The organism is Saccharothrix carnea (assembly GCF_003014735.1).
Classification (GTDB): Bacteria; Actinomycetota; Actinomycetes; order Mycobacteriales; family Pseudonocardiaceae; genus Actinosynnema; species Actinosynnema carneum.
Genome location: NZ_PYAX01000012.1, coordinates 160,582 through 183,685 on the forward strand (window position 1 = coordinate 160,582; position 23,104 = coordinate 183,685).

Consider the following 23,104-nt stretch of genomic DNA (forward strand, 5'->3'; position numbering starts at 1 on the left):
GTGAGCCCACGTCGATAGTGCAAGCGTCAGCGCTTGCCACTGTCCATCGTGGAGGAAGCCCATGGTCCCGAATCCCGGCGGCACGACGGATGCGTACGACGGTGAGGCGTCCACCGGGCGGACGGTTCCGCTCGAACCGGTCGCGCTCGTGGGCATCGGGTGCCGGTTCCCCGGCGGTGTGGAAGACCCCGAGGGCTTCTGGGACCTGATCGCCTCCGGCACCGACGCGATCGGGGACATCCCACCGGACCGGTGGCGCGCCGACGCCTTCTACGACGCCGATCCCGCCACCCCTGGCCGGATGACCGTCCGCCAGGGCGGTTTCCTGCGCCACCCCGTCGACCGCTTCGACGCGGGCTTCTTCGGCCTGCCGCCGCGGGAGGCCGCCGCGCTCGACCCGCAGCAGCGGCTGCTGCTGGAGGTCGCCTGGGAAGCGTTCGAGGACGCCGGGATCCCGCTCGCCACGACCGCGGGACGGGCGGTGGGCGCCTACATCGGCGGGTTCACCTTCGACGCGGCGACCCACCAGCTCTCCGACGCCAACCGGCACCTCGTCGGCACGGCCACGCCGACCGGCGTGAGCATGACCATGCTGGCCGCCCGGCTGTCCTACGCGTTCGACTGGCACGGGCCGAGCCTGACCCTCGACACGGCGTGCTCGTCGTCCCTGGTGGCGTTCCACCACGCCTGCGCGGCCCTGTCCCGGGGCGAGTGCGACGTCGCAGTCGCGGGCGGGGTGAACGTGATGGTCAACCCGGTCACCACGATCCTCATGTCGAAGGGCCAGTTCCTGTCGCCGGACGGCCGCTGCAAGTCGTTCGACCACCGCGCCAACGGGTACGCGCGCGCCGAGGGCGCGGCGGTCGTCGTGCTCAAGTCGCTCGCCGCCGCCGAGCGCGACGGCGACCGGGTGTACGCCGTGGTGCGCGGTACCGCGGTGAACCAGGACGGCCGCACCCCCGGCATCACCGTGCCCAGCGCCCGTGCCCAGCGCGAGGTCATCCGGCAGGCGTGCCGGTCCGGCGGCGTCGAACCCGCCTCCGTGGGCTACTACGAGGCGCACGGCACGGGCACCGCGGTCGGTGACCCCATCGAGGCCACCGCCATCGGCGAGGTGCTCGGCGGGTCGGACCGGACGCACTGGATCGGCTCGGTGAAGTCCAACATCGGCCACAGCGAGGCCGCGGCGGGCGTCGCCGGCGTGATCAAGGCGGCCCTGTGCCTGGAGCGCGGTCTCATCCCGCCGAACCTCCACTTCGAGCGGCCCAACCCGCGCATCCCGTTCGACCGGCTGCCGCTGCGGGTGCCCACCGAGCTGGTCCCGTTCCCCGGGTTCCCCGGGCCGCGCCGGGCGGGCGTGAACTCGTTCGGCTTCGGCGGCACCAACGCGCACGCCATCCTGGAACAGGCGCCACCAGCCTTGACCGCCACCGACGAGAAGAACGACGGCCGCGCGCACGTGCTGCCGCTGTCCGCCCGCAGCCCGGAGGCCCTGCGCGCGCTCGCCGCGCGGTACGCGGAACTGCTGGCGCGACCGGACGCACCGACGCTGCGGCGGGTCGGCCGGGCCGCGGCACGGCAGCGGGACCACCACCCCGTGCGGGCCTCCGTCGTGGCGGTGGACGCGGCGGGCGCGGTGGAGCAGCTGCGGAAGCTGGAGCCCGCGCCGCGCCGGGCGACGCGTGGCGGCGTGGCCTTCGTCTACACCGGCATGGGTCCGCAGTGGTGGGGCATGGGGCGTGAGCTGCTGACCACCGAGCCCCGGTTCGCCGAGGTGGTCGCCGAGTGCGACGCGGTGCTGGCCCGCTTCGGCCTGTCGATCGGCGAGGAACTGCTGCGCGACGAAGACGACTCCCGGCTGACCGAGACCTTGTACGCGCAGGTGGCCAACTTCGTGGTGCAGGCGGGTCTCACCGCGCTCTGGCGAGCTTGGGGCGTCGAGCCGTCGGTGGTCGTGGGCCACAGCGTCGGCGAAGTGGCGGCGGCTCACGCGGCGGGCGTGTACTCCCTCCAGGACGCGCTGACGGTCGCGTTCCACCGGGCGCACCTGCAGGCCGGTCTGGCGGGCCGCGCCGCGATGGCGGCGGTCGACCTGGCCGCGGACGACGTGCGGCCGTACCTGGTGGACGGGGTGGAGGTGGCCGCCGTCAACAGCGCGACCGCGACGACCCTGGCCGGTGACCGGGACGCGGTCGAGGAGGTCTCACGGCGGCTGCGCGCGGCCGGGGCGTCGGTCAAGCCGCTGCGGGTCGAGGTGGCCTACCACAGCAGGCACATGGACGTGATCCGCGAGCCTCTGCTGGCGGCGCTGCACGGCATCGAACCGCGCGAGGCACGCGTGCCGCTCGTGTCGACCGTGACGGGTGACCGGGTGACCGGTGCCGAGCTGGACGCCGCGTACTGGTGGGAGAACGTGCGCAGGCCGGTCCGGTTCGCCGCGGCCCTGCGCCGGGTGCTGTCGTCCGCGCCGGGTGCCGTCGTCGAGATCGGACCGCACCCGGCGCTGGCCGCGGCGATCGACGAAGGGCTGTCCGCGCACGGTGACGTCGTGCGGTTGGCGTCGCTGCGCCGGGACCGCCCGCAACGGCAGCAGTTGCTGGAAGCGCTCGGAGCCCTCTACGCGGCGGGGATCGAGCCGGACTGGGAGGGCGTGCACCCCGGACCGCGCGAGCACCTGGACCTGCCGCGGTACCCGTGGCAGCGGGAACGGCACTGGGTCGAGTCGTCGGCGGCGCGGGAGGCCAGGCTGGGCGGTGTCGGCCCGAGGCCGGCCGGGCGGACCGTGTCGGCCGCCACGCCCACCCGGGACGTGGAGCTGTCCGAGAGCGAGTTCCCCTACCTCGCCGACCACCGGATCGGTGACACCGTCGTCTTCCCAGGCTCCGGCTACCTGGAGGCGGCGCTGGCGCTGTTCCCCGACGACGAGCCCTGCTTCTTCGAGGACGTCGTCTTCCAACGCCCCCTCGCGCTCGAAGCGCGTTCCGTCACGACGCTGCGCGTCTCCCACGACCCCGCGCACCACCTGGTGACGCTGCACAGCCGCGGGCAGGGCGACGACGCCGGGTGGACACCGCACGGGCGGATGCGCCGACCGGACGTCGTCCGCCCGAGGGCTCCGCGGCGCCGGACCGAGACGCTGGAGCAGTCGACGCGGTCACTGCCGGAGGTCGGCCGGGACGAGGTGTACGCGCTGCTGGACCGCAGCAACCTGACCTACGGCCCGGCGTTCCGCGGTGTCGAGCGGCTGTGGTGGCGGGAGGGGACCGGCGAGGTGTTCGCCGAACTCCGGGTCGACGCGGTCGACGCGACCGGTCACCGCCTGCACCCGGCGCTGCTCGACGCGGCCCTGCAAGCCGTGATCGCGGGGTCGTTGCGGTTGTCCGGGGAGGAGGGCACCACCTACGTGCCGGCGCGGATCGCCGAGTTCCGCTTCCACCGCTCGCCCGGCCGGGCGCTGTGGCTGCACGGCCGTGACCGCGGCGCCACCGCCCCCGGTCGGCTGGAGTGCGACCTGACCCTGGTCACCGACGACGGGGAGGTGGTCGCCGAGGTGATCGGCCTGCGTGCCCAGCGGCTCGTCCAGGACGGTGGCCCGACCCGTCCCGAGGGCCTGCACTACGAGCACACGTGGCGAGCTGAACCGCTGGAGCGCACCGGCGGGGCGGAGGGCCGCTGGGTCGTCATCGGCTCCTCACCGGTGTGCGCCGACCTGGCGGCCGGGCTGACCGCGCGGGGAGGCGACGTCGTGCGCACCTCGCCGGAGGACGAGAACTGGCTCGACCTGGTCCGGAACGCCACCGGCGGACCCTGCCGGGGCGTGGTCCTCGTCAACGGCCCCGATCGCGACGACACGGCCGCGTGCGGGTCGGTCGCCGCACCGCTGCGCCTGGTGCAGACCTTGGCGGACGCCGCCGCGCCGCTGTTCCTGGTGACCTCCGGCGCGCAGAGCGCCACCGCGGACGACCACACCGTCGACCCCTTCGCGGCGGCCCTGTGGGGTTTCGGCCGCGTGGTCGGCGCGGAACGGCCGGACCTGCGCTGCCGGCTGGTCGACATCACCCCGGAGACGGGCGCCGGTGCGCTGGTCGACGAGCTGACCCACCCGGGCCTGGACGAGGTGGTGCTGCGCGGTGCCGCCCGTTACGTCCGCCGGCTCGAACGGGCGGGCGACCGGTCACCGCTGCACCACGTGACCACCCGGGCGGGCACGACCCCGGTGCGGCTGCGCGCGAACGGCTCGGGCGTGGACGGCCTGGGGTTCACCGCCGCGGACCGCCGCGCACCCGGACCAACCGAGGTCGAGGTCGAGGTTTCGTTCGTGGGCCTCAACTTCAAGGACGTGCTGAAGGTGACGGGCCTGCTGACCCCCGAAGCGGTGGAGGGCAGCCTGTCCCGCGAAAAGCTCGGGCTGGAGTGCTCGGGCACCGTCGTGCGGGTCGGCGACGCCGTGGCGGACCTGCGTCCCGGCGACGAGGTCTTCGTCCACGGCGCCGACCTGTTCGCCTCGCACGTGACGGTCGACGCGGTGCGCGTGGTGCGCAAGCCCTCGACCCTGTCACTGGCGCAAGCCGCTTCGCTGCTGCCCGTCGTCACCGCCCACCAGGCGCTGGTGCGCCTGGCCCGGGTGCGGCCGGGTGAGCGGGTGCTGGTCCACTCCGCCGCCGGTGGCGTGGGCCTGGCCGCGGTCCGCATCGCGTCCCGGCTCGGCGCCGAGGTCTACGCGACGGCGGGCAGCGACGAGCGGCGCGAGTTCCTGCGCCGCGAGGGCGTGGCGGGCGTGTCCGACTCGCGGTCCACGGACTTCGCGGACGACGTGCTGCGCCGGACCGGCGGTGAGGGCGTCGACGTGGTGGTCAACTCGCTGTCCGGCGAGCTGCTGCGCAAGAGCCTCGGCCTGCTGCGGCCCTTCGGCCGGTTCGTCGAGCTGGGCAAGGTCGACATCGCGGCCGACCACGCGCTCGGCCTGGCGCCGTTCCACCGCGCGCTGTCGTTCCACGCGTTCGACTACGACCGGATGATGCTGCTGGACCCGGAGCTGGTCCGCGCCTCGATGCTCGACGTGGCGGCCCTGCACGAGGACGGCGCGGTCGACCCGCTGCCCGTCACCGAGGTGCCCGCCGGGCAGGTCGAGGCGGCGTTCCGCGCGATGACGCGCGCGGACCACGTCGGCAAGGTCGTGGTGCGGGTCGCGGGTGAGCCGGTGGCCGTGCCGGCGTCCTCCGTGCCCGGTTCGCCGATCCGGTCGGACGGCACCTACCTGGTCACCGGCGGCCTGGGCGGGCTCGGGCTCGCGGTGGCCGGGTGGCTGGCCGACCGCGGCGCCCGCCACCTGGTGCTGGTCGGCAGGCGCGGCATCGTCACGGCCGACGCCGAACGGGTGGTGGCCGAGTTGACCGGCCGGGGCGTCGAGGTCCGCGTCGAACGGGTCGACGTGGCCGACCGGGCGGCGGTCGAGCGGACCTTCGCGCTGCTGCGCGAGCAGTTGCCGCCGGTCCGCGGTGTCGTCCACGCCGCGGCCGACTTCGACGACGTGGTGCTGGCCGACACCGACGGGGACCGCCTGATCACGGCCACCCGGCCGAAGGCGGACGGCGCCTGGCACCTGCACCTGGCGACGCACGCGGACGACCTGGACTTCTTCGTGCTCTTCTCGTCGGTCGCCGCCCAGCTCGGCGCCGCCGCGGCGGGCGCGTACGCCACCGCCAACGAGTTCCTCAACGCCCTGGCCCGGCACCGGCGGCTCAAGGGCCTGCCCGCCACCGCCGTGGGCTGGGGCATGGTCGACGAGGTGGGCGTGGCGGTCCGCCGTGACGGCGCGGTCGGCGACGCGCTGCGCCGCAACGGCCACGTCGGCATGTCGCCCGCCCGGCTGGTGGCCGAACTGGAAGCGCTGCTGCGCACCCGGCCCGTCGAGCTCTCGGTGGCCGACGTCGACTGGGCGCGCTGGGCGCGGGCCAACCCCCAGCTGGCGCGGTTGCCGCGCTACGAGTCACTGGTCCCCGCCGAGGCGGCGGACGGCGGTGGGCACGCGTCGGTGACGCAGCGCCTGCGCGACGCGTCCCCGGTGGACCGCCTCGCTTTGCTGTCCGAGCTCGTCACCCCGCTCCTGCACCGCACCACCGGCCTGACCGGGCGGCAACTGGCGGACGAGCAGGCGGTCGACATCGACTCCCTGGTGGCGGTCGAGCTGCGGGTCGGGCTGCAGAACGCGCTCGGCGTGTCGGTGCCCGCGGTGAAGCTCCAGCGGAACCTGACCGTGAGCGGCTTGGCCGGACTGCTGGCCGAGGAGCTGGACCGGGCGCCGGGCACGCCGTCCCGGCCCGCCGAGGCCATCACCGCCCACGGGTTCACGGCCGCGGACGGTCTGGTCGTCCACGGCCACCTCAGCCTGCCGGACGGTCCCGGACCGCACCCGGCCGTGGTCGTGTGCACGGCGGGCGAGGGTGGCGCGCTGGACGACCAGGGCCGTTACGCCCGCGTCAGCGAACACGCACCGCTGCTCGCGGCGGGGTTCGCGGTGTTCACCGTGGACCAGCGCGGCGCACCGGGCCACGGCGCGGAGTACCGCGCGTCGGCCGAGATGGGTGGCCGGGACATCGACGACGTCGTGGCCGCCGCCCACCACCTGGCCGGGCTGCCCGGGATCGACCCGGCTCGGGTGAGCATCCTCGGTACCAGCCGAGGGGCGTACTCCGCCCTGCTGGCGCTGGCCCAGGAGCCGTCACGGTGGCACCGGGCCGTGCTGCTCATGGGCCTCTACGACCCGACTGTGCTGGTCGACGCCGAACGCTCCCGTCCCGGCACCTTGTTGCCGCGGCGCGTCGGCGCGGACGAGGTCGCGACGTACTTCGCCGACCCCGCGAGGCAGCCGCTGGCCAGGCTCGGTGACGTCCGGACACCGCTCCTCCTGGTGCACGGCGACGCCGACGAGGTGGTGCCCGTGACGCAGGCCGTCGACCTGGTGGAGCGGGCGCGGCGACTGGACCTGCCCGCGCGCCTGGTCACCGTGCCCGGCCTGGGCCACGACCACGACCACGCCGACGAGGCGTGGACCACCCTCTGGCCGCGGGTCGCGGACTTCCTCGGCGAGGTGTCCCGATGACCGCCACCCGCACCGAGGTGCTCGTCGTGGGTGCCGGCCTGTCCGGTCTGCGCCAGGCCGCCGACCTGGCCGCCGCCGGGATCGACTTCCTCGTCCTGGAGAAGGCGGCCGACCTCGGCGGCACGTGGCGCGACAACACCTACCCCGATGCCGCGTGCGACGTGGAATCCGACCTCTACTCCTATGCCCGCGACCGCAACCCGGGGTGGAGCTCCGCCTACGCCACCCAGCCCGAGATCCTCGCCTACCTGCGGGACGTGGCCCGGCGCCGCGGCCTGCTGCCCTCGATCCGGTTCGGCACCGAGGTCACCGGGGCGCGGTGGCAGGCCGACACCAGGACGTGGGTGGTCTCGACCGCGACGGGCGTCACCTGCACCAGCCGGTTCCTCGTGCTCGGCGTCGGTGGCCTGCACACACCGCGGGTGCCGGACCTGCCGGGCTCCTTCGCCGGGCACTCCTGGCACTCCTCGCGCTGGAACCACGACGTCGACCTCACCGGCAAGCGGGTCGCCCTCGTCGGCGTGGGCGCCTCCGGCGTCCAGCTCGTGCCGCACCTGGCCGAACGTGCCGCGACGCTGACCGTCTTCCAGCGCACCCCGGCGTGGGTCCTGCCGAAGGCCGACGCCCCGGTCCCGGCGTGGCGCAAGCGGCTGTACCGCCGGCTGCCGTGGACGCAGTCGCTGCACCGGCTGAGGATCTACCTGCGCCGCGAGAAGCGGGGTCTCGGCTTCCACCACCGCCCGGACGCGCTCGCGGCCGCGGAACCGGTGGTGCTCGGCCGGATCGCCGCCCAAGTCGACTCACCGCGACTGCGGGACGAGCTCACGCCCCGGTACCGGCTCGGCTGCAAGCGGGTGCTGTTCTCCAACGACTACTACCCGGCGCTCAACCGGGCCAACGTCCACGTCGTCACCGGCGGACCCACCGCCCTGCGTCCACGTGCCGTCGTGGACGAGGAGGGGCAGGAGCACGAGGCCGACGTGGTCGTGTACGCGACCGGGTTCGACGTCACCGGGTCGTTCCACCACATCGGGATCGAGGGCGCGGACGGGCGTCGGCTGGAGGACGCCTGGCGCACGGGCGCGTCCACGTACAACGGCGTTGCGGTGTCCGGCTTCCCGAACATGTTCCTGCTGCTCGGTCCCCACAGCGCGGTGCCGTACACGGGGGCCGTGGTCAACATCGAGGCACAGTCCAGGTACGTCGTCCGCGCGATCCGGGCGGTGCGCGCGGCCGGTGCCACGGCGTTGGTCGTCCGGCCGGAAGCGGAGCGGCGCTTCCAGGAAGGGCTGCGGCGCCGGTTCACCCGGACGATATGGCACGTGGGCGGTTGCCGGACCTGGTACCACGACGACTCCACGGCCGGGACCGTGCTCTACCCGGGCTCCACCCTGGAGTACCGCCTGCTGCTCCGCTCGGTGCGCCTGCGCGACTACGCGCTGATCCGGTGAGGCCCGGTCACTTGCCGCGCGGGTAGGTCTTCTGCACCTCGCCGGTCAAGGTCGCTTGCAGGTAGGCGCCGCCGTAGTCGTCGGCCAGGTACACCCGTACCGACGGCTCACCGTCGATGATGTCGGTGCTCACGATCACGTACCGCATGGTCGGCTGCGGTACGCCCAGGTTCTGGTTCGCCTGCTCGAACAGCGCGGGCAGCGCGTCCCAGTTCACCTGGTTCAGGTCGAGCACGGCGCGGTCGGCGTCCACCCCGTCCGCGCCCTGCCTGGTCGCCTTGCCGCCCCGGTACTCGAAGTCGTCGAAGCCGTGCGCGACCGCCGGGGTCGGTGCGACCGCCGACGCGCGCTCCGACCACAGCACCAGTTCGGACACCTTGGTGCCGCCCATGGCCTCGCCGAGCACGCCGACCGCTTTGCGCGCGCCGGCGGGCGTGAGCAGGTCCTCCTTCTCCGGGGCGGCCACCGTGGTCGTCGGACCGGCGGGCAGGTCGACGTCCGGCTGGGTGGTCGTCGTGGTGGTCGTCGAGCCCTTGCCGGAGTTCGCCGAGACGTTCGCGTCGGTCAGGTGCACCACCAGCAGGGTGGTCGCGACCACGAGCGCCACGCCGACCAGCGAGAGCACCACGGCACCCGTCCGCTTGCGCGTTCTCGGCAGCGGGGCCGGGTAGGACGGTGGATAACCGCGGGCGGGCGGCCCGCCGACCGGTGCCGGCGTCGGACCGGACTGCCACCGGGGGTACTGCGGCTGCGGACCGCTCGGCGGCCCCTGCACCGGGAACCCCGCCGGGGTGGGAGGTCCCAGCGGCGGCGCGTGGTCAGCGCGCTCGGCCGCGGCGAACATCTGGTCCAGCACCTCGCCGGTCGGTCGTTCGGCCGGGTCGTTGCGGAGGGCGGCGTTCAGCGCGGGTGCCAGCGGGCCCGCGCGCCGCGGCGGCGGCACCGGCTCGGTCATCACCGCGGCGAGCGTCGCCATCGTCGTCGCGCGGCGCATCGGGTGGTGGCCCTCGACGGCCACGTACAGCAGCATCGCCAGCGACCAGAAGTCCGACGCGGCGTGCGTCTCGTCGCCGCGCAGCCGTTCCGGGGCGATGTACTCGGGTGAGCCGATGACGTCACCGGTCGCGGTGAGCTGGGTCGAGCCCTGCAGCGCGGCGATGCCGAAGTCGGTGAGCACGGCGCTGCCGTCCGTTCGGAGCAGCACGTTGCCCGGCTTGACGTCGCGGTGCATCACGCCGGCGGAGTGCGCCGAGCGCAGTGCCGCGAGCACGTCCCGCCCCACTCGCGCCGCCTCGGACGGGGTGAGCACGCCGTCGTTCAGCCGCGCGTCCAGCGACGTGCCGCGGACCAGTTCCATGACGATCCACGGGTACGGCGAGTCCGGCGAGTCGATGATCTGGTAGATCGACACGACGTTCGGGTGCTGCAACCGGGCGAGCGCGCGGGACTCGCGCAACACGCGTTCCCGGAGCTGGGCGGCCATCGCGGGGTTGCCCTCGAGCTGGTCGGCGTCGGCGGGGCGGACCTCCTTGATGGCCACCTCGCGGTGCAGCCCCAGGTCCAGGGCACGCCAGACCGTGCCCATCCCACCGCTGCCCAGCCTCTCCAGCAGCTCGAACCGGCCGTCGAGGATCCGGCCGCTGTGCTCTCGCTCAGACACCGCGTCACGCTAGCAACCGGCCACCGGGGACCGGGGAACCGGCAGCACTTCCGCACGGTCGAAGGGTGCTGCCCTGGGAGTGGGCAGCGCCCTCCGGGTCGGGTGGCCGCGGCGCGGAGTCCGGCCGGTTCCGCCTGATCCAGGCCGCCCTCGGCGCACCACCCGGGACCCGTGCCGACCAGACCGCCGCCGCCGGGCTGCCGCTGCACACCTGGCGGCTCGCCCGGGGACTGCGGGACTTCCCGCACCGGCAGGGCCACTGGCATCACATGGGGCCGCACACCGGTCGGCCCTGAACGCCGCCCGTGAGCTGGGGGACCAAGCGCTGGCGGCGTACGCGCTGCGCGACCTCGGCACCGCGGCGACCCGGCTCGCCGGACCGGCAACACGGGTGGAGCTGAAGTGCCCTGGGACGCAGGTCGGGTAGCGTGCGGGCCATGTCGAGTCCCGAGTCGGACGAGGTGGGGGCTTTCGGTCACGCCGTCAGCCCCTGAACCACCGAGCTCATAGGCCCTGCCGTCCCACCGCGTGCCGCGGTCGGACGAGCGCGCCCTCGGGGGCCTGGCCGCGGTGACGAGATGACCTCCTCGCTTCTCCTCGCCTCGGAGCCACTCGATGCCTCTTCCGCTGTACCTGCTCGCCCTGGCGGTCTTCGCCATGGGCACCTCGGAGTTCATGCTCGCCGGCCTCGTGCCGGACCTCGCCTCGGACCTCGACGTCTCCGTGGGCACCGCGGGCACGCTCACCTCGGCCTTCGCGATCGGCCTGGTCGTCGGTGCGCCCCTGGTGGCCGCGCTCGCCCGTGACTGGCCGAGGCGCTTGAGCCTGCTCGGGTTCATCCTCGCGTTCGCGGCCGCGCACGTCGTGGGAGCCGTCACCACGAGCTTCCCGGTCCTGTTCGCCACCCGGGTCGTGGCCGCGCTGGCGAACGCGGGGTTCCTCGCGGTCGCGCTGACGGCCGCCGCCGCGCTGGTCCCACCCGACCAGAAGGGGCGTGCGCTGGCCGTGCTGTTGTCCGGTACGACAATGGCCACGATCGCCGGTGTCCCCGGCGGGTCGGCACTCGGCGCGGTGCTCGGCTGGCGGGCCACGTTCTGGGCTGTCGCCGCACTCTGCCTGCCCGCCGCGCTCGGCGTGCTGAAGGGAATCCCGGCCGGGCGGGTGCGGGAAGAGGTGACCGGCGGGCCGACCTTGCGAGCGGAGCTCGCCCAGCTCAGCCGTCCCCGGTTGGTGCTGGTCCTGGTGCTCGGCGCGCTGGTGAACTCGGCGACGTTCGCGAGCTTCACCTTCCTCGCCCCCGTCGTGACCGGTACCGCGGGGTTGGGCGAGCTGTGGATCCCGGTCGCCTTGGTGCTCTTCGGTGCCGGCTCGTTCGTCGGCGTCACCGTCGCGGGACGGTGGTCCGACCGGCGCCCCACCCTGGTCCTGGCGGTCGGCGGTCCGCTGCTGCTCATCGGCTGGCCGGTCCTGGCCGTGCTGGCCGACGAGCCGGTCGCGCTGCTCTCCCTGGTCTTCGTGCAGGGCGCGCTGTCGTTCGCGCTGGGCAGCACGCTCATCACACGGGTCCTTTATGAAGCGGCGGGAGCACCCACCATGGCCGGCTCGTACGCGACCGCGGCACTCAACGTGGGCGCCACCGTTGGACCACTCGTCGCCGCGACCACTCTCGGCACGGCCGCCGGAAACGTCGGTCCGCTGTGGGCGAGCGGGCTCCTGGTCGCGGTCGCACTGCTCATCGCCTTCCCCTCGCGGAAAGCGATCGCGACCGGCTGACGCGCCGGTCTCACACGGATACCGCGCCGTGCCCGCCAGACTCGCACCTTGATCGTGAACAACCCGGGGAGCATCGAATGCCCGACTCGACCCGTTCCTCTCGATGCCCGACCGGGTGGCCGACATCGTCACGACCCTCGGCTGACCGGACGCACCGGCTCGGCGGGTCAGGCGCCGCCCAGCAGCAGGCGGGCCTTGGTCGACAGTTCCCCGTGCACGAAATCGCGCACGCCAGTCAGGTCGTCGCCCAGCACCGCGCGGGCGCCCGCCTCGTCCACCACGGCCACCTGGCGCGAGGTCACCGTGCTGCCGCCCGGCGCGGTGGCGATGTGCCAGCTCGCGTGGTGGCTGCTGCCCAGCGGCGGCAGGAGGAGGTGCTTGTAGGCCAGCGCGTGGTGCGGGAAGCCGACGCGGGCCAGCCGGGTGGTCAGGGTCCCGCCGCGCGCCTCGCGCGTCACCACCTCCACGACCTGCGCGTCACCGGCTTCGTACCGGGTCTCGGCGCTCTCGACGTGGGCCAGCGCGTCCGGCCACTTCGCCGCCTGCCACAGGTAGGCGTAGACCTGCTCCGGCGGCCTGGGCACGTCGACGGTGTCCACGACGACGACCACGAAGGCGGGGTCCTGCTCGGCGGCGGCACGCACCGCGGCCGTCTCGCGCGCCGCGATGTCCTCGATGCCCGCACGCACACCGTCCAGCGCGTCCTCGTCGGCAGTGACGCGGTGCGACAGGGTGAGCAGCGAGCCGCCGGCCGGTGCGGGGGAGACCTGCCACGTCCGCTCCATCGCCGTCACCGGCGGGTGCGGCCGTTCGGGGCGGAAGGTGAGGCGGCGGTGGTCGCGGTCGACCTCGCGGAACGCCGCCCAGTGCTCGATCGCGTCGTCGAAGGTCGCCCACATGCCGACGCGCTCGACACCGTCCCGCCCGCCGAGCGATTCCACCAGCACGAACGGCCGGAACAGGCGGGGCCACTGGTCGAGGTCGGCGAGCAGGTCGAAGACGTGGTCCGGTGCCGCGTCGACGTGGACCTCGTGCCGGGCGGTGTGCTCCGCTGACCGTGCCATCTCGCTGCCCCCTTCGTCGTGGACCTGCCGGTGACCTTGGCCGCACCCGGTCGGCGGGCGCTTGAGGCGCGCTGGACCGCCCCACGTACAGCGGCCCTCGACCGGCGGTCGAGCGGGAGCGGCGACGCTGCACCGGAACGGTCGGCCACCACCGGGAGTGCGGATGATCAACCTGTTCCAACCCCAGGTCGGCGACGCGGAGCTGGCCGCGGTCGCCGAGGTGTTCGAGCGCAGGTGGCTCGGGCACGGCCCGCGCACCACCGCGTTCGAGGACGAGTTCGCCGAGCACCTCGGGGTGCCGCCCGACCGGGTGCTGTTCCTCAACTCCGGCACCGCCAGCCTGTTCGTGGGGCTGGACTTGCTCGACCTCGGCCCCGGCGACGAGGTGGTGCTGCCCTCGGTGGCGTTCATCGCCGCCGCCAACGCCGTCGTGTCGGCCGGTGCGCGGCCGGTGTTCTGCGACGTGGACCCGCGCACCCTCAACCCGACGCTCGCCGACGTCGAGCGCGCCGTCACCCCCGCGACCAAGGCGGTCGTGGTGCTGCACTACGGCGGCTACCCCGGTGACGTGGTGGCGATCGCCGAGTTCTGCGCCGAGCGCGGCATCGACCTGCTGGAGGACGCCGCCTGCTCGCCCGCGTCCCGTGTGGACGGTCGGGCGGCGGGTTCGTTCGGCGACCTGGCGATCTGGAGCTTCGACGCGGCCAAGGTCATGGTGACCGGCGACGGCGGGATGCTCTACGTGCGTGACGCCGACCGCGCCGAGCGCGCGCGCAGGCTCGTCTACCACGGGCTGCGCCACGCCAGCGGCCTCGGCCGGGCGCGCACGGCGGGGCAGTGGTGGAAGTTGGACGTGGAGGAGGTCGGCAGGCGCGTCATCGGCAACGACCTGACCGCGGCCATCGGCTCCGTGCAGCTGCGCAAGCTGCCCGCGATGGTGGCGCGGCGGCGCGAGATCGTCGAGCTGTACGACCGGGAACTGGCCGACGTGGCGGGTCTGGCGCTGCCGCCGCCGTTGCCCGCCGGGCACGAGTCGTCCTACTACTTCTACTGGGTGCAGATGGACCCGGCGATCCGCGACGACGTGGCGTCCGACCTGTTCGCCGAGGGCGTCTACACCACGTTCCGGTACGAGCCGCTGCACCGGGTGCCGCTCTACGGCGCCGTGGACGCGGAGCTGCCGGGCACGGAGTGGCTGGCGGGGCGCACGCTGTGCCTGCCGCTGCACCCAGGGCTGTCCGACGAGGACGTGCGCGTCGTGGCCGACCGCCTGCGCAAGGCCGTCGAGTCCCGGCCCGGGAGGGCGGACCGGTGACGGCGGACCTGCTCGCGTCGGTGCAGCAGTTCTACGGCAGGCAGATGCGGTTGTCCGAGGACGGTGCCGTGGACGAGTGGGCGGCCACCTTCACCGAGGACGCCGTGTTCGAGGACTCCACCGAGCCGGAACCGCTGCGCGGGCGTGACGCGATCCGCGAGTCGGTGCGCCGCGGCGTGGCCCGGATCGCCGCCGCGGACCTGGACTTCCGGCACTGGTTCGGCATGGTCGACGTCGAGCCGGACGCGGACGGCGGCGTGTTCACGCGGTACGCCGCGCTGGCGGTCGTCACACCGCGCGGCGGCACGGCGGCGCTGCTCGGCAACGCCGACTGCCACGACCACCTGGTGCCGTCACCGGGCGGGTGGCTGGTGCGCCACCGCGCCGTGCGGTTCGACGGCACCTGACCGGCCGTCCGGTCGGACCGCTCAGGCGCGGCACGGCAGCGGACCGCCGTGGTGCTCCACCATCTCCAGGAACACCGCCAGCACGTCCAGCGGGGTGCCCTCCGGCGCGCCCCGCTGCTCGGCGTAGGCCCGGTGCAGGTTGCCGACCAGCCGCTCGGCGTCGAGCAGCTCGGCGAACGCGCCGAGATCGGTTTCCCGGGCCAGTTCCAGCGGCGTGAGGCCAGCGTCCACCCCGTCCCGGGCGAGGTCGCGCAGCCACCGGAAGTACGCCTCGGTGGCGTCCAGCAGCTCCGGCCCGCCCACCGGGCCGTGACCGGGCACGATCACCGCCGGTTCCAGCGCGCGGATCAGCTCCAGCGTGCGCAACGACCCCGACACCGACCCCATCAGGCAGAACGGGGTGGCACCGTTGAGGACCACGTCGCCCGCGAACAGCACCGACCGGTCCGGCACCCACACCAGGGTGTCGGTGGTGGTGTGCGCGGGACCGGGATGGATCAGCTCCAGCGGCACGCCGCCCGCGTGCACGGTCGCCCGGTCCCGGTAGGTGACCTGCGGCAGCGCCACCCGCAGGTCGCCCCACGTGACGTCCGGCCACAGCCCGCACATGCCGAGGTCCGCCACCCCCGCCTCGGTCCGCGCCGCCTCGTGCGCGACGACGACGGCCTCCGGCTGGAACACGGAGTTGCCGAACGTGTGGTCGCCGTGGAAGTGCGTGTTGACCACCACGCGCGGTGCGGCCGACGCGACCGAGGCGACGGCGTCCCGGAACCGGCGGGCGCGTTCCTCGGTGGCCGCCGTGTCGACCACCACCGCCTCACCGTCGGACACCACCACCCCGGCGTTGCTCAGGCACCAACCTCCGTCCGGCTGCTCGTGGGCGAAGACACCGTCCGCCACCTCTTCCAGCCGGGACGCCGTCCCACGCCGAACCGCCACCGCGCACCCCCACCACCGTTCCGACCGCCCATTGTGGACGGTGCGGTCACCGCTCCCGGGTGAGCGTCACCGCCACCGCACGACCGCGCCTCGAGAAGTGCTGGAGCCCGGTGGCCTGGATCGGGGCTAAAGCGGGACTTCAGGCGCTGTCGTGCCGCTGCTTGAGGTGCGCCTGCGAGGGTTCGACCAGTTCGTTGTTGATTCTTCGATCGGGAGGCGGACCGGGTGAACCGACGGGTGGTGATCACCGGGGTGGGCGTGCTCGCCCCGGGCGGGTCCGGTGTGAAGAGCTTCTGGAGCTTGTTGAGCGAGGGGCGCACCGCGACCAGGCGGATCACGTTCTTCGACCCCTCGCCGTTCCGCTCGCAGGTCGGCGCGGAGGTCGACTTCTCGCCCGAGCAGCACGGCTTGAGCCCGCAGGAGATCCGGCGCATGGACCGCGCCACGCAGTTCGCCGTCGTCGCCGCGCGCGACGCCGTGGCCGACAGCGGCCTGGAGCCGAGCGAGCTCGACCCGCACCGGGTCGGCGTGACGATCGGCAGCGCGGTCGGCGCGACGATGGGCCTGGAGGAGGAGTACCGGGTCGTCAGCGACGGCGGTCGCAAGTGGCTGGTGGACCACGAGTACGCCGTGCCGCACCTCTACCACCACTTCGTGCCCAGCTCGTTCGCCGCCGAGGTGGCGTGGGACGTCGGCGCGCAGGGACCGGCCACCGTCGTCTCGGCCGGCTGCACGTCGGGCCTGGACTCGGTGGGCTACGCGGTGGACCTGATCCGCGAGGGCTCGGCCGACGTGATGATCGCGGGCGCCACCGACGCGCCCATCTCACCGATCACGGTCGCCTGCTTCGACGCGATCAAGGCCACCACACCGCGCAACGACGACGCCGAGCACGCGTCGCGGCCGTTCGACGGTACCCGCAACGGGTTCGTGCTCGGCGAGGGAGCCGCGGTGTTCGTGCTGGAGGAGTACGAGAGCGCCCGCAAGCGCAACGCGCACGTCTACGCCGAGATCGCCGGTTACGCCTCGCGGTGCAACGCCTTCCACATGACCGGGCTGCGGCCGGACGGCCGGGAGATGGCCGAGGCCATCCGGGTCGCGCTGGACGAGGCGAAGCTCGACGGCGACGACGTCGACTACGTCAACGCGCACGGCTCGGGCACCAAGCAGAACGACCGGCACGAGAGCGCGGCGTTCAAGCGCAGCCTCGGCGACCACGCCTACCGCACACCGATCAGCTCCATCAAGTCGATGGTCGGCCACTCGCTCGGCGCGATCGGGTCCATCGAGATCGCCGCGTCCGTGCTCGCCATGCGGCACAACGTGGTGCCGCCCACGGCGAACCTGCGCACACCGGACCCGGAGTGCGACCTGGACTACGTGCCGCTGACCGCGCGCGAGTGGCGCACCGACACCGTGCTGACGGTGGGCAGCGGCTTCGGCGGCTTCCAGAGCGCGATGGTCCTCACCCGGCCCGATCGGCGGGCGGCGTGAACCGCGTGGTGTTCACCGGGATCGGCGTCACCGCGCCGAACGGCCTCGGAGTCGAGGACTTCTGGGCGGCGACCCTGGCCGGGCGCAGCGGTATCGGCCCGGTGCGGCGGTTCGACGCCACGCGCTACCCGGCGCGGCTGGCCGGCGAGGTGCCCGGTTTCGAGGCGGGCGAGCACCTGCCGAGCAGGCTGCTGTCGCAGACCGACCACATGACGCGGCTGGCGCTCGTGGCGGCGGACTGGGCGCTGGCCGACGCGGGCGTGAACCCGGCCGAGCTGCCCGAGTACGGCATGGGCGTGATCACGGCCAGCTCGTCGGGCGGCTTCGAGTTCGGGCAGCGCGAGCTGCAGAACCTGTGGAGCAAGGGCGGCTCGCACGTCAGCGCCTACCAGTCGTTCGCCTGGTTCTACGCGGTGAACACCGGGCAGATCTCCATCCGCAACGGCATGCGCGGCCCCAGCGGCGTGCTGGTCACCGACCAGGCGGGCGGGCTCGACGCGGTGGCCAACGCGCGCCGGCAGATCCGCAAGGGCATCGACCTGGTGGTCTCCGGCGGTGTCGACGGCTCGATCTGCCCGTGGGGCTGGGTCGCGCACATGTCCACCGGACGGCTCAGCGCCGTGGACGACCCGGATCGCGCCTACCTGCCCTTCGACGCCGACGCGACGGGCCACGTGGCCGGCGAGGGCGGCGCGATCCTGGTCATGGAGGACGAGGACGCCGCCCGCCGACGCGGCGTCGAGCGGTCCTACGGCGAGCTGGCGGGCTACGCGGCCACCATGGACCCGAGGCCGGGCGGCGGCGAGCCGGGGCTGCGGCGGGCCGCGGAGCTGGCCATCGCCGACGCGGGGCTGACTCCCGGTGACGTCGACGTGGTGTTCGCCGACGCGGCGGGCGTGCCCGAGCTGGACCGCGTCGAGGCCGAGGCGATCACCGCCGTGTTCGGCCCGCGCGGCGTCCCGGTGACCGCGCCGAAGACGATGACCGGCCGGCTGTTCTCCGGGGCCGCGCCGCTCGACGTGGCGGTGGCCCTGTTGTCCATTCGCGACGGTGTGATCCCGCCGACGATCAACGTGAACCCCGCGCCGGGGTACGGCATCGACCTGGTGACCGGCGCGCCGCGCCACACCCGGCCGCGCACGGCGCTCGTGCTGGCCCGCGGCAGCGGCGGTTTCAACGCCGCCGTCGTCGTGCGCGCCACGTTTCCAGAGGGAGGACCGGCATGACCCGACCGGACATGACCATCGAAGCACTCAAGCGCATCCTCCGCGAGGGCGCGGGCGCCGACGAGGGCGTCGACCTCGACGCGGACATCCTCGACGTCGAGTTCGCCGAACTCGGCTACGACTCGCTGGCCATGCTGGAGACGGCGAGCCGGATCGAGCGCGAGTACGGCATCAAGCTGGAGGACGAGACGACCGCCGCCGCCCGGACGCCGCGCGCACTGCTCGCGGTCGTCAACTCGCGGTGAGCGGCCCGGGCGGTCGTCGAGGGGGTGGGCGCGGGTGACGGCCGTGGCCCACCGGGGCGTCGACCGGGACGAGGGAGTCCGGTGGGTGGTGTGCCCCGGCTGCCGGACCCTGCTGTACGTCCGGCGCCTGGCGCGCGACCTGCGGGTGTGCCCGGACTGCGGGCACCACCACCGGCTCACCGCCCGTGCCCGTGTCGCGCAGCTCTTCGACGACGGCGTGGAGGTCCTCGACATCGGCGCGCGGACGGTGGACGTGCTGGGGTTCACCGACACCACGCCCTACCCGGCGCGGCTGGCCGCGGCGCGGGCGGCGACCGGGCTGGACGAGGCGGTGGTGCTGGCGTCGGGCACGCTCGACGGGCACCCCGTGGTCGCGGCGGTGATGGACTTCCGCTTCCTGGGCGGCAGCCTGGGCACCGCGGTCGGCGAGCTCGTCACCCGGGCCGCCGAACTGGCGCTGGCGCGGCGCGTGCCGCTGCTGCTGGTGTGCGCGTCCGGCGGTGCGCGGATGCAGGAGGGCGTGCTGTCCCTCATGCAGATGGCCAAGACCGCTGCCGCGCTCGGCGAGCTGGACGAGGCGGGCGTGCTGACGGTCTCGCTGGTCACCGACCCGACCTACGGTGGCGTGGCCGCGTCGTTCGCGACCCTGTGCGACGTGATCGTGGCCGAGCCGGGCGCGCGGCTGGGGTTCGCGGGCAGGCGGGTCATCGAGCAGACCATCCGCGAGACCCTGCCCGACGACTTCCAGACCGCCGAGTACCTGCTGGCGCACGGCCTGGTCGACGTGATCACCCCGCGTGCGGCGCTGCGGACCACCCTGAGCCGCGTGCTGGCCGCCGCGCGCACCACCCCGCCGGACGCGCCGGACGTGCCGGACGTGCCGGACGGGGTGGTGCGTGATCACCGCCTGCTGCCCGAGGTCGAGGCGTGGGACGCGGTGCGGCGCGCTCGTGAGCTCGGGCGGCCGACCACCTTGGACTACCTGGCGCTGGCCTTCGACGACTTCCAGGAACTGCGCGGCGACCGCCTCGGCGAGGACTGCCCGGCGGTGGTCGGCGGCATCGCGCGGCTGGCCGGCGCGCCGGTCGTGGTCGTCGGCCACCAGAAGGGCCGCACCGCCGAGGAGATGGCCGCCCGCGACTACGGGATGCCCACGCCCGCCGGGTACCGCAAGGCCGCCCGGTTGATGCGGTTGGCGGCCAAGCTGGGCCTGCCCGTCGTCACCCTGGTCGACACACCCGGCGCGCACCCCGGCAGGGCGGCGGAGGAACGCGGCCAGGCCGTCGCGGTCGCCGAGAGCATCCGCCTCATGGCGCGCCTGCCCGTGCCCGTGGTCACGGTGGTGACCGGTGAGGGCGGCAGCGGCGGAGCGCTCGCGCTGGCCGTGGCCAACGAGGTGCTGATCGGCTCCAACGGCGTCTACTCGGTGATCAGCCCGGAAGGCTGCGCCGCGATCCTGTGGCGCGACCGGCGGATGGCACCGGCCGCGGCCCGCGCCCTGCGCCTGGACGCGGCGAACCTGCTCCGCCTCGGCGTCGTGGACGGCGTCGTGCCCGAACCCGAGGGCGGCAGCGGGCACGACCACGTGCTGGCCGGGCAGCGGCTGCGGGACGCGCTCGTCGCGGCCCTGCGCCGGCTGTCCGGGATGACCGGCGACCGGCTCGTCGCGGCCAGGCGCGCCCGGTTCCGCGCGTTCGGCGCGACCTCGACCGACCACGACGACAGGGGTGAGCAGCGGTGACCAAGAGCCTGGTGAACCACCTCGGCCACGACTTCGACGGCGACCTGCCGCACGACGTCACCCGCACCGAACCTCCGGGTGAGCTGCTGGAACGGCTGCGCGACAGCGCCGTGCGCCTCATCGCGCAGCTGCCCACCCAGCCCGCGGTGCTGCGGATGCGCGCGGGGGAGGTGTCCGTCGAGGTCGAGTGGGCGACCCCCGACCAGCCGACCGGGCAGGCACCCGGCCCGCCACCGGCGGTGCCGCCGGACCGACCGGTCGCCGCGACCACGCTCGACGCGGCCATGGTCGGCGTCTTCTACCGGGGACCGCACCCCGGCGCGGCGCCGTTCACCGACGTCGGCGACACCGTCGAGGTGGGCACCCAGATCGGGATCATCGAGGCGATGAAGCTCATGATCCCGGTCGAGGCCGACCGCGCCGGGACCGTCACCGCCGTGCTCAAGGCAGACGGCGAGCCGGTCGAGTACGGCGAGCCGCTGTTCGCGCTGGACGCGGGCTGAGGGGCGCGGCGTGTTCACCAAGGTGCTCATCGCCAACCGGGGCGAGATCGCGGTGCGCGTGGCGCGCACGTGCCGGGAGATGGGCATCGGCGTGGTCGCGGTGTACTCCACGGAGGACCGCGACTCGGCCGTGGTCCGGCTCGCCGACGAGTCCGTCCACATCGGACCGGGACCGGCCAGGCGCAGCTACCTCAACATCCCGGCGGTGGTCGAGGCGGCGCTGCGCACCGGCGCGGACGCCGTGCACCCCGGCTACGGCTTCCTGTCCGAGGACCCCGACTTCGCGGAGGTGTGCGTCGACAACGGGCTGGTGTTCGTCGGCCCGCCCGCCGACGTCATCGCCAACCTCGGCGACAAGGCCGCAGCCCGCGTGCTGATGGCCGAGGCCGGTGTCCCGGTGCTGCCGGGCAGCACCGGGCCGCTGCGCACCGCCGAGGAGGCGCTGGGCGTCGCGGACGCCATCGGCTACCCCGTGATCGTCAAAGCCGTCGCGGGCGGTGGCGGTCGCGGTATGCGCGTGGTGCCCGACCGCGGCTCGTTCACCCGCGCGTACACCGAGACCAAGGCGCAGGCGCAGATGCTGTTCGGCGACGGGCGGGTCTACGTCGAGCGGTACCTGCCCGACGCGCGCCACATCGAGGTGCAGGTGCTGGCCGACCGGTACGGCAACGTCGTCCACCTCGGCGAACGGGACTGCTCGGTGCAGCGGCGGCACCAGAAGCTGCTGGAGGAGAGCCCGGCGTCCCGGCTCGACGCCGGGCTGGTCGAGAAGATGGGTGCGGCGGCCGTGCGCGGCGCGCGGTGGGCGGGTTACGTCGGCGCGGGCACCATCGAGTTCCTGGTCGGCCCGGACGGCGGGTTCCACTTCATGGAGGCCAACTGCCGCATCCAGGTCGAGCACCCGGTCACCGAGGCGGTCACCGGCGTGGACCTGGTCGCCGAGCAGTTCCGGATCGCCGCGGGCGAGCCGCTGTCGCTGCGCCAGCGGGACGTGGTGGCGCGCGGCGCGGCCATCGAGTGCCGCGTCAACGTGGAGGACCCCGAACGCGGGTTCGTGCCGACGCCCGGCGTGCTGGACGAGTTCGTGCCGTCCGGCGGCCCGTTCGTGCGCGTGGACACCCACGGCTACGCCGGTTACCGCGTCCCCGCGGCCTACGACTCGCTGCTGGCCAAGCTCGTGGTGTGGGCGCCCGATCGCGCACAGGCGGTGGACCGGATGGACCGCGCGCTGGCCGAGTTCCGCGTGGCGGGCCGCGGCGTGCGCACCACCTTGGAGTTCCTGCGCCACCTCACCCGTCATCCCGAGTTCCGGGCAGGCGGCTACGACACGACGTTCGTCGAGCGGGTGCTCGCCGAACGCGCCCAGGACCACACGGAGTAGGGGAGCACATGTCCGAGCAGAACGGCCGGGTCGCCCTCGTCACCGGGGCCACCAGCGGCATCGGCCTCGCCATCACCAGGACCCTGGCCGAGCAGGGCAAGAAGGTCTTCATCTGCGCGCGCAGCGCCGACAGCGTCGCGGACACCGTGAAGCAGTTCCAGGACGAGGGCCTGGAAGTGTCCGGGACGACGTGCGACGTGGGCTCGCCCGAGCAGGTGCGGGCGTTCGTCACCGCCGCCGTGGACCGCTACGGCCCGGTGGACGTCCTGGTCAACAACGCGGGCCGCAGCGGCGGCGGCGTCACCGCCGACATCGCGGACGACCTGTGGTTCGAGGTCATCAACACCAACCTCAACAGCGTCTTCCTCACCACCCGGGACGTGCTGTCGGTCGGCGGCATGCGGGAGCGGGCGTGGGGCCGGATCGTCAACATCGCCTCCACCGCGGGCAAGCAGGGCGTCGTGCTGGGCGCGCCGTACTCGGCGTCCAAGCACGGCGTGGTCGGCTTCACCAAGGCCCTGGGCAACGAGCTGGGCAAGTCCGGCATCACGGTCAACGCGGTGTGCCCAGGTTACGTGGAGACGCCGATGGCGCAACGCGTCCGGCAGGGCTACGCCGCCGCGTGGAGCACCACCGAGGACGAGGTCCTGGACCGGTTCCAGGCCAAGATCCCGCTCGGCCGCTACTCGACGCCCGAGGAGGTCGCCGGGATGGTCGGCTACCTCGTCTCCGACACCGCGGGCTCGATCACCGCCCAGGCGATCAACGTCTGCGGCGGCCTCGGCAACTTCTGACCCACCACC

16 protein-coding genes are annotated in these 23,104 nt (G+C 74.0%); 13 read left to right on the plus strand and 3 right to left on the minus strand.

Annotated features, from left to right (window positions below):
* The first annotated feature begins 61 nt into the window (after window positions 1–61).
* Entirely contained in the window at window positions 62–7,102 is a 7,041-nt protein-coding gene (locus B0I31_RS30475; RefSeq protein ID WP_106618832.1) for a type I polyketide synthase, read from the plus strand.
* Complete coding sequence (locus B0I31_RS30480) at window positions 7,099–8,553, plus strand: flavin-containing monooxygenase (RefSeq protein WP_106618833.1); 1,455 nt, start codon at window positions 7,099–7,101, stop codon at window positions 8,551–8,553. Before B0I31_RS30475 ends, B0I31_RS30480 begins: the two co-directional genes overlap by 4 nt.
* Window positions 8,554–8,560: 7 nt before the next feature.
* Here the strand turns inward: B0I31_RS30480 and B0I31_RS30485 are convergent, their stop codons facing one another.
* The gene (locus tag B0I31_RS30485; RefSeq protein ID WP_106618834.1) at window positions 8,561–10,213 is read right to left on the minus strand and encodes a serine/threonine-protein kinase; all 1,653 of its coding nucleotides are present in this window, start codon (window positions 10,211–10,213) and stop codon (window positions 8,561–8,563) included.
* A 65-nt stretch (window positions 10,214–10,278) separates the two neighbouring features.
* Between B0I31_RS30485 and B0I31_RS30490 the strand changes: the two genes are divergently transcribed.
* Both B0I31_RS30490 and B0I31_RS30495 read left to right on the plus strand, forming a co-directional pair.
* A complete protein-coding gene (locus tag B0I31_RS30490) occupies window positions 10,279–10,509 on the plus strand; it encodes a hypothetical protein (protein WP_106618835.1) in 231 nt (76 codons plus the stop codon).
* A gap of 319 nt (window positions 10,510–10,828) precedes the next feature.
* A complete protein-coding gene (locus B0I31_RS30495) occupies window positions 10,829–11,986 on the plus strand; it encodes a Cmx/CmrA family chloramphenicol efflux MFS transporter (RefSeq protein ID WP_106618836.1) in 1,158 nt (385 codons plus the stop codon).
* Window positions 11,987–12,153: 167 nt separating this feature from the next.
* Here B0I31_RS30495 and B0I31_RS30500 read toward each other — a convergent pair whose 3' ends face one another.
* Window positions 12,154–13,050 carry an aromatase/cyclase gene (locus B0I31_RS30500; protein WP_106618837.1) on the minus strand — a complete coding sequence of 299 codons (897 nt, stop codon included), beginning with the start codon at window positions 13,048–13,050 and terminating at the stop codon, window positions 12,154–12,156.
* 163 nt (window positions 13,051–13,213) lie between these two features.
* On the opposite strand from B0I31_RS30500, the gene B0I31_RS30505 reads away from it, so the two are divergent.
* Together B0I31_RS30505 and B0I31_RS30510 are read left to right on the plus strand one after the other, a co-directional pair.
* Window positions 13,214–14,365: a DegT/DnrJ/EryC1/StrS family aminotransferase gene (locus B0I31_RS30505; RefSeq protein ID WP_106618838.1), complete on the plus strand. Its 1,152-nt coding sequence runs from the start codon at window positions 13,214–13,216 to the stop codon at window positions 14,363–14,365.
* Window positions 14,362–14,772: a nuclear transport factor 2 family protein gene (locus tag B0I31_RS30510; RefSeq protein WP_106618839.1), complete on the plus strand. Its 411-nt coding sequence runs from the start codon at window positions 14,362–14,364 to the stop codon at window positions 14,770–14,772. The genes B0I31_RS30505 and B0I31_RS30510 overlap by 4 nt, the downstream gene beginning before the upstream one ends.
* Window positions 14,773–14,793: 21 nt before the next feature.
* Here the strand turns inward: B0I31_RS30510 and B0I31_RS30515 are convergent, their stop codons facing one another.
* Entirely contained in the window at window positions 14,794–15,711 is a 918-nt protein-coding gene (locus B0I31_RS30515; RefSeq protein ID WP_219910867.1) for an MBL fold metallo-hydrolase, read from the minus strand.
* A 225-nt stretch (window positions 15,712–15,936) separates the two neighbouring features.
* Here B0I31_RS30515 and B0I31_RS30520 point away from each other — a divergent pair, with 225 nt between their 5' ends.
* Genes B0I31_RS30520 through fabG form a run of 7 tightly spaced genes read left to right on the plus strand, consistent with a single transcriptional unit; the run spans window position 15,937 to window position 23,095 of the window.
* Window positions 15,937–17,205, plus strand: coding sequence for a beta-ketoacyl-[acyl-carrier-protein] synthase family protein (locus tag B0I31_RS30520; RefSeq protein WP_106618840.1), 1,269 nt, complete (start codon window positions 15,937–15,939; stop codon window positions 17,203–17,205).
* On the plus strand, window positions 17,202–18,431 hold the full coding sequence (locus tag B0I31_RS30525) for a ketosynthase chain-length factor (RefSeq protein ID WP_106618841.1): 1,230 nt from the start codon (window positions 17,202–17,204) through the stop codon (window positions 18,429–18,431). Before B0I31_RS30520 ends, B0I31_RS30525 begins: the two co-directional genes overlap by 4 nt.
* A complete protein-coding gene (locus B0I31_RS30530; RefSeq protein ID WP_106618842.1) occupies window positions 18,428–18,676 on the plus strand; it encodes an acyl carrier protein in 249 nt (82 codons plus the stop codon). The genes B0I31_RS30525 and B0I31_RS30530 overlap by 4 nt, the downstream gene beginning before the upstream one ends.
* A gap of 34 nt (window positions 18,677–18,710) precedes the next feature.
* Window positions 18,711–20,417, plus strand: coding sequence for an acetyl-CoA carboxylase, carboxyltransferase subunit beta (gene accD / locus B0I31_RS30535; protein ID WP_245950557.1), 1,707 nt, complete (start codon window positions 18,711–18,713; stop codon window positions 20,415–20,417).
* On the plus strand, window positions 20,414–20,920 hold the full coding sequence (locus tag B0I31_RS30540) for an acetyl-CoA carboxylase biotin carboxyl carrier protein (RefSeq protein WP_106618843.1): 507 nt from the start codon (window positions 20,414–20,416) through the stop codon (window positions 20,918–20,920). Before accD ends, B0I31_RS30540 begins: the two co-directional genes overlap by 4 nt.
* Window positions 20,921–20,930: 10 nt before the next feature.
* Window positions 20,931–22,301: an acetyl-CoA carboxylase biotin carboxylase subunit gene (locus tag B0I31_RS30545; RefSeq protein WP_106618844.1), complete on the plus strand. Its 1,371-nt coding sequence runs from the start codon at window positions 20,931–20,933 to the stop codon at window positions 22,299–22,301.
* 8 nt (window positions 22,302–22,309) lie between these two features.
* A complete protein-coding gene (fabG, locus tag B0I31_RS30550; RefSeq protein WP_106618845.1) occupies window positions 22,310–23,095 on the plus strand; it encodes a 3-oxoacyl-ACP reductase FabG in 786 nt (261 codons plus the stop codon).
* Window positions 23,096–23,104 lie beyond the last annotated feature (9 nt).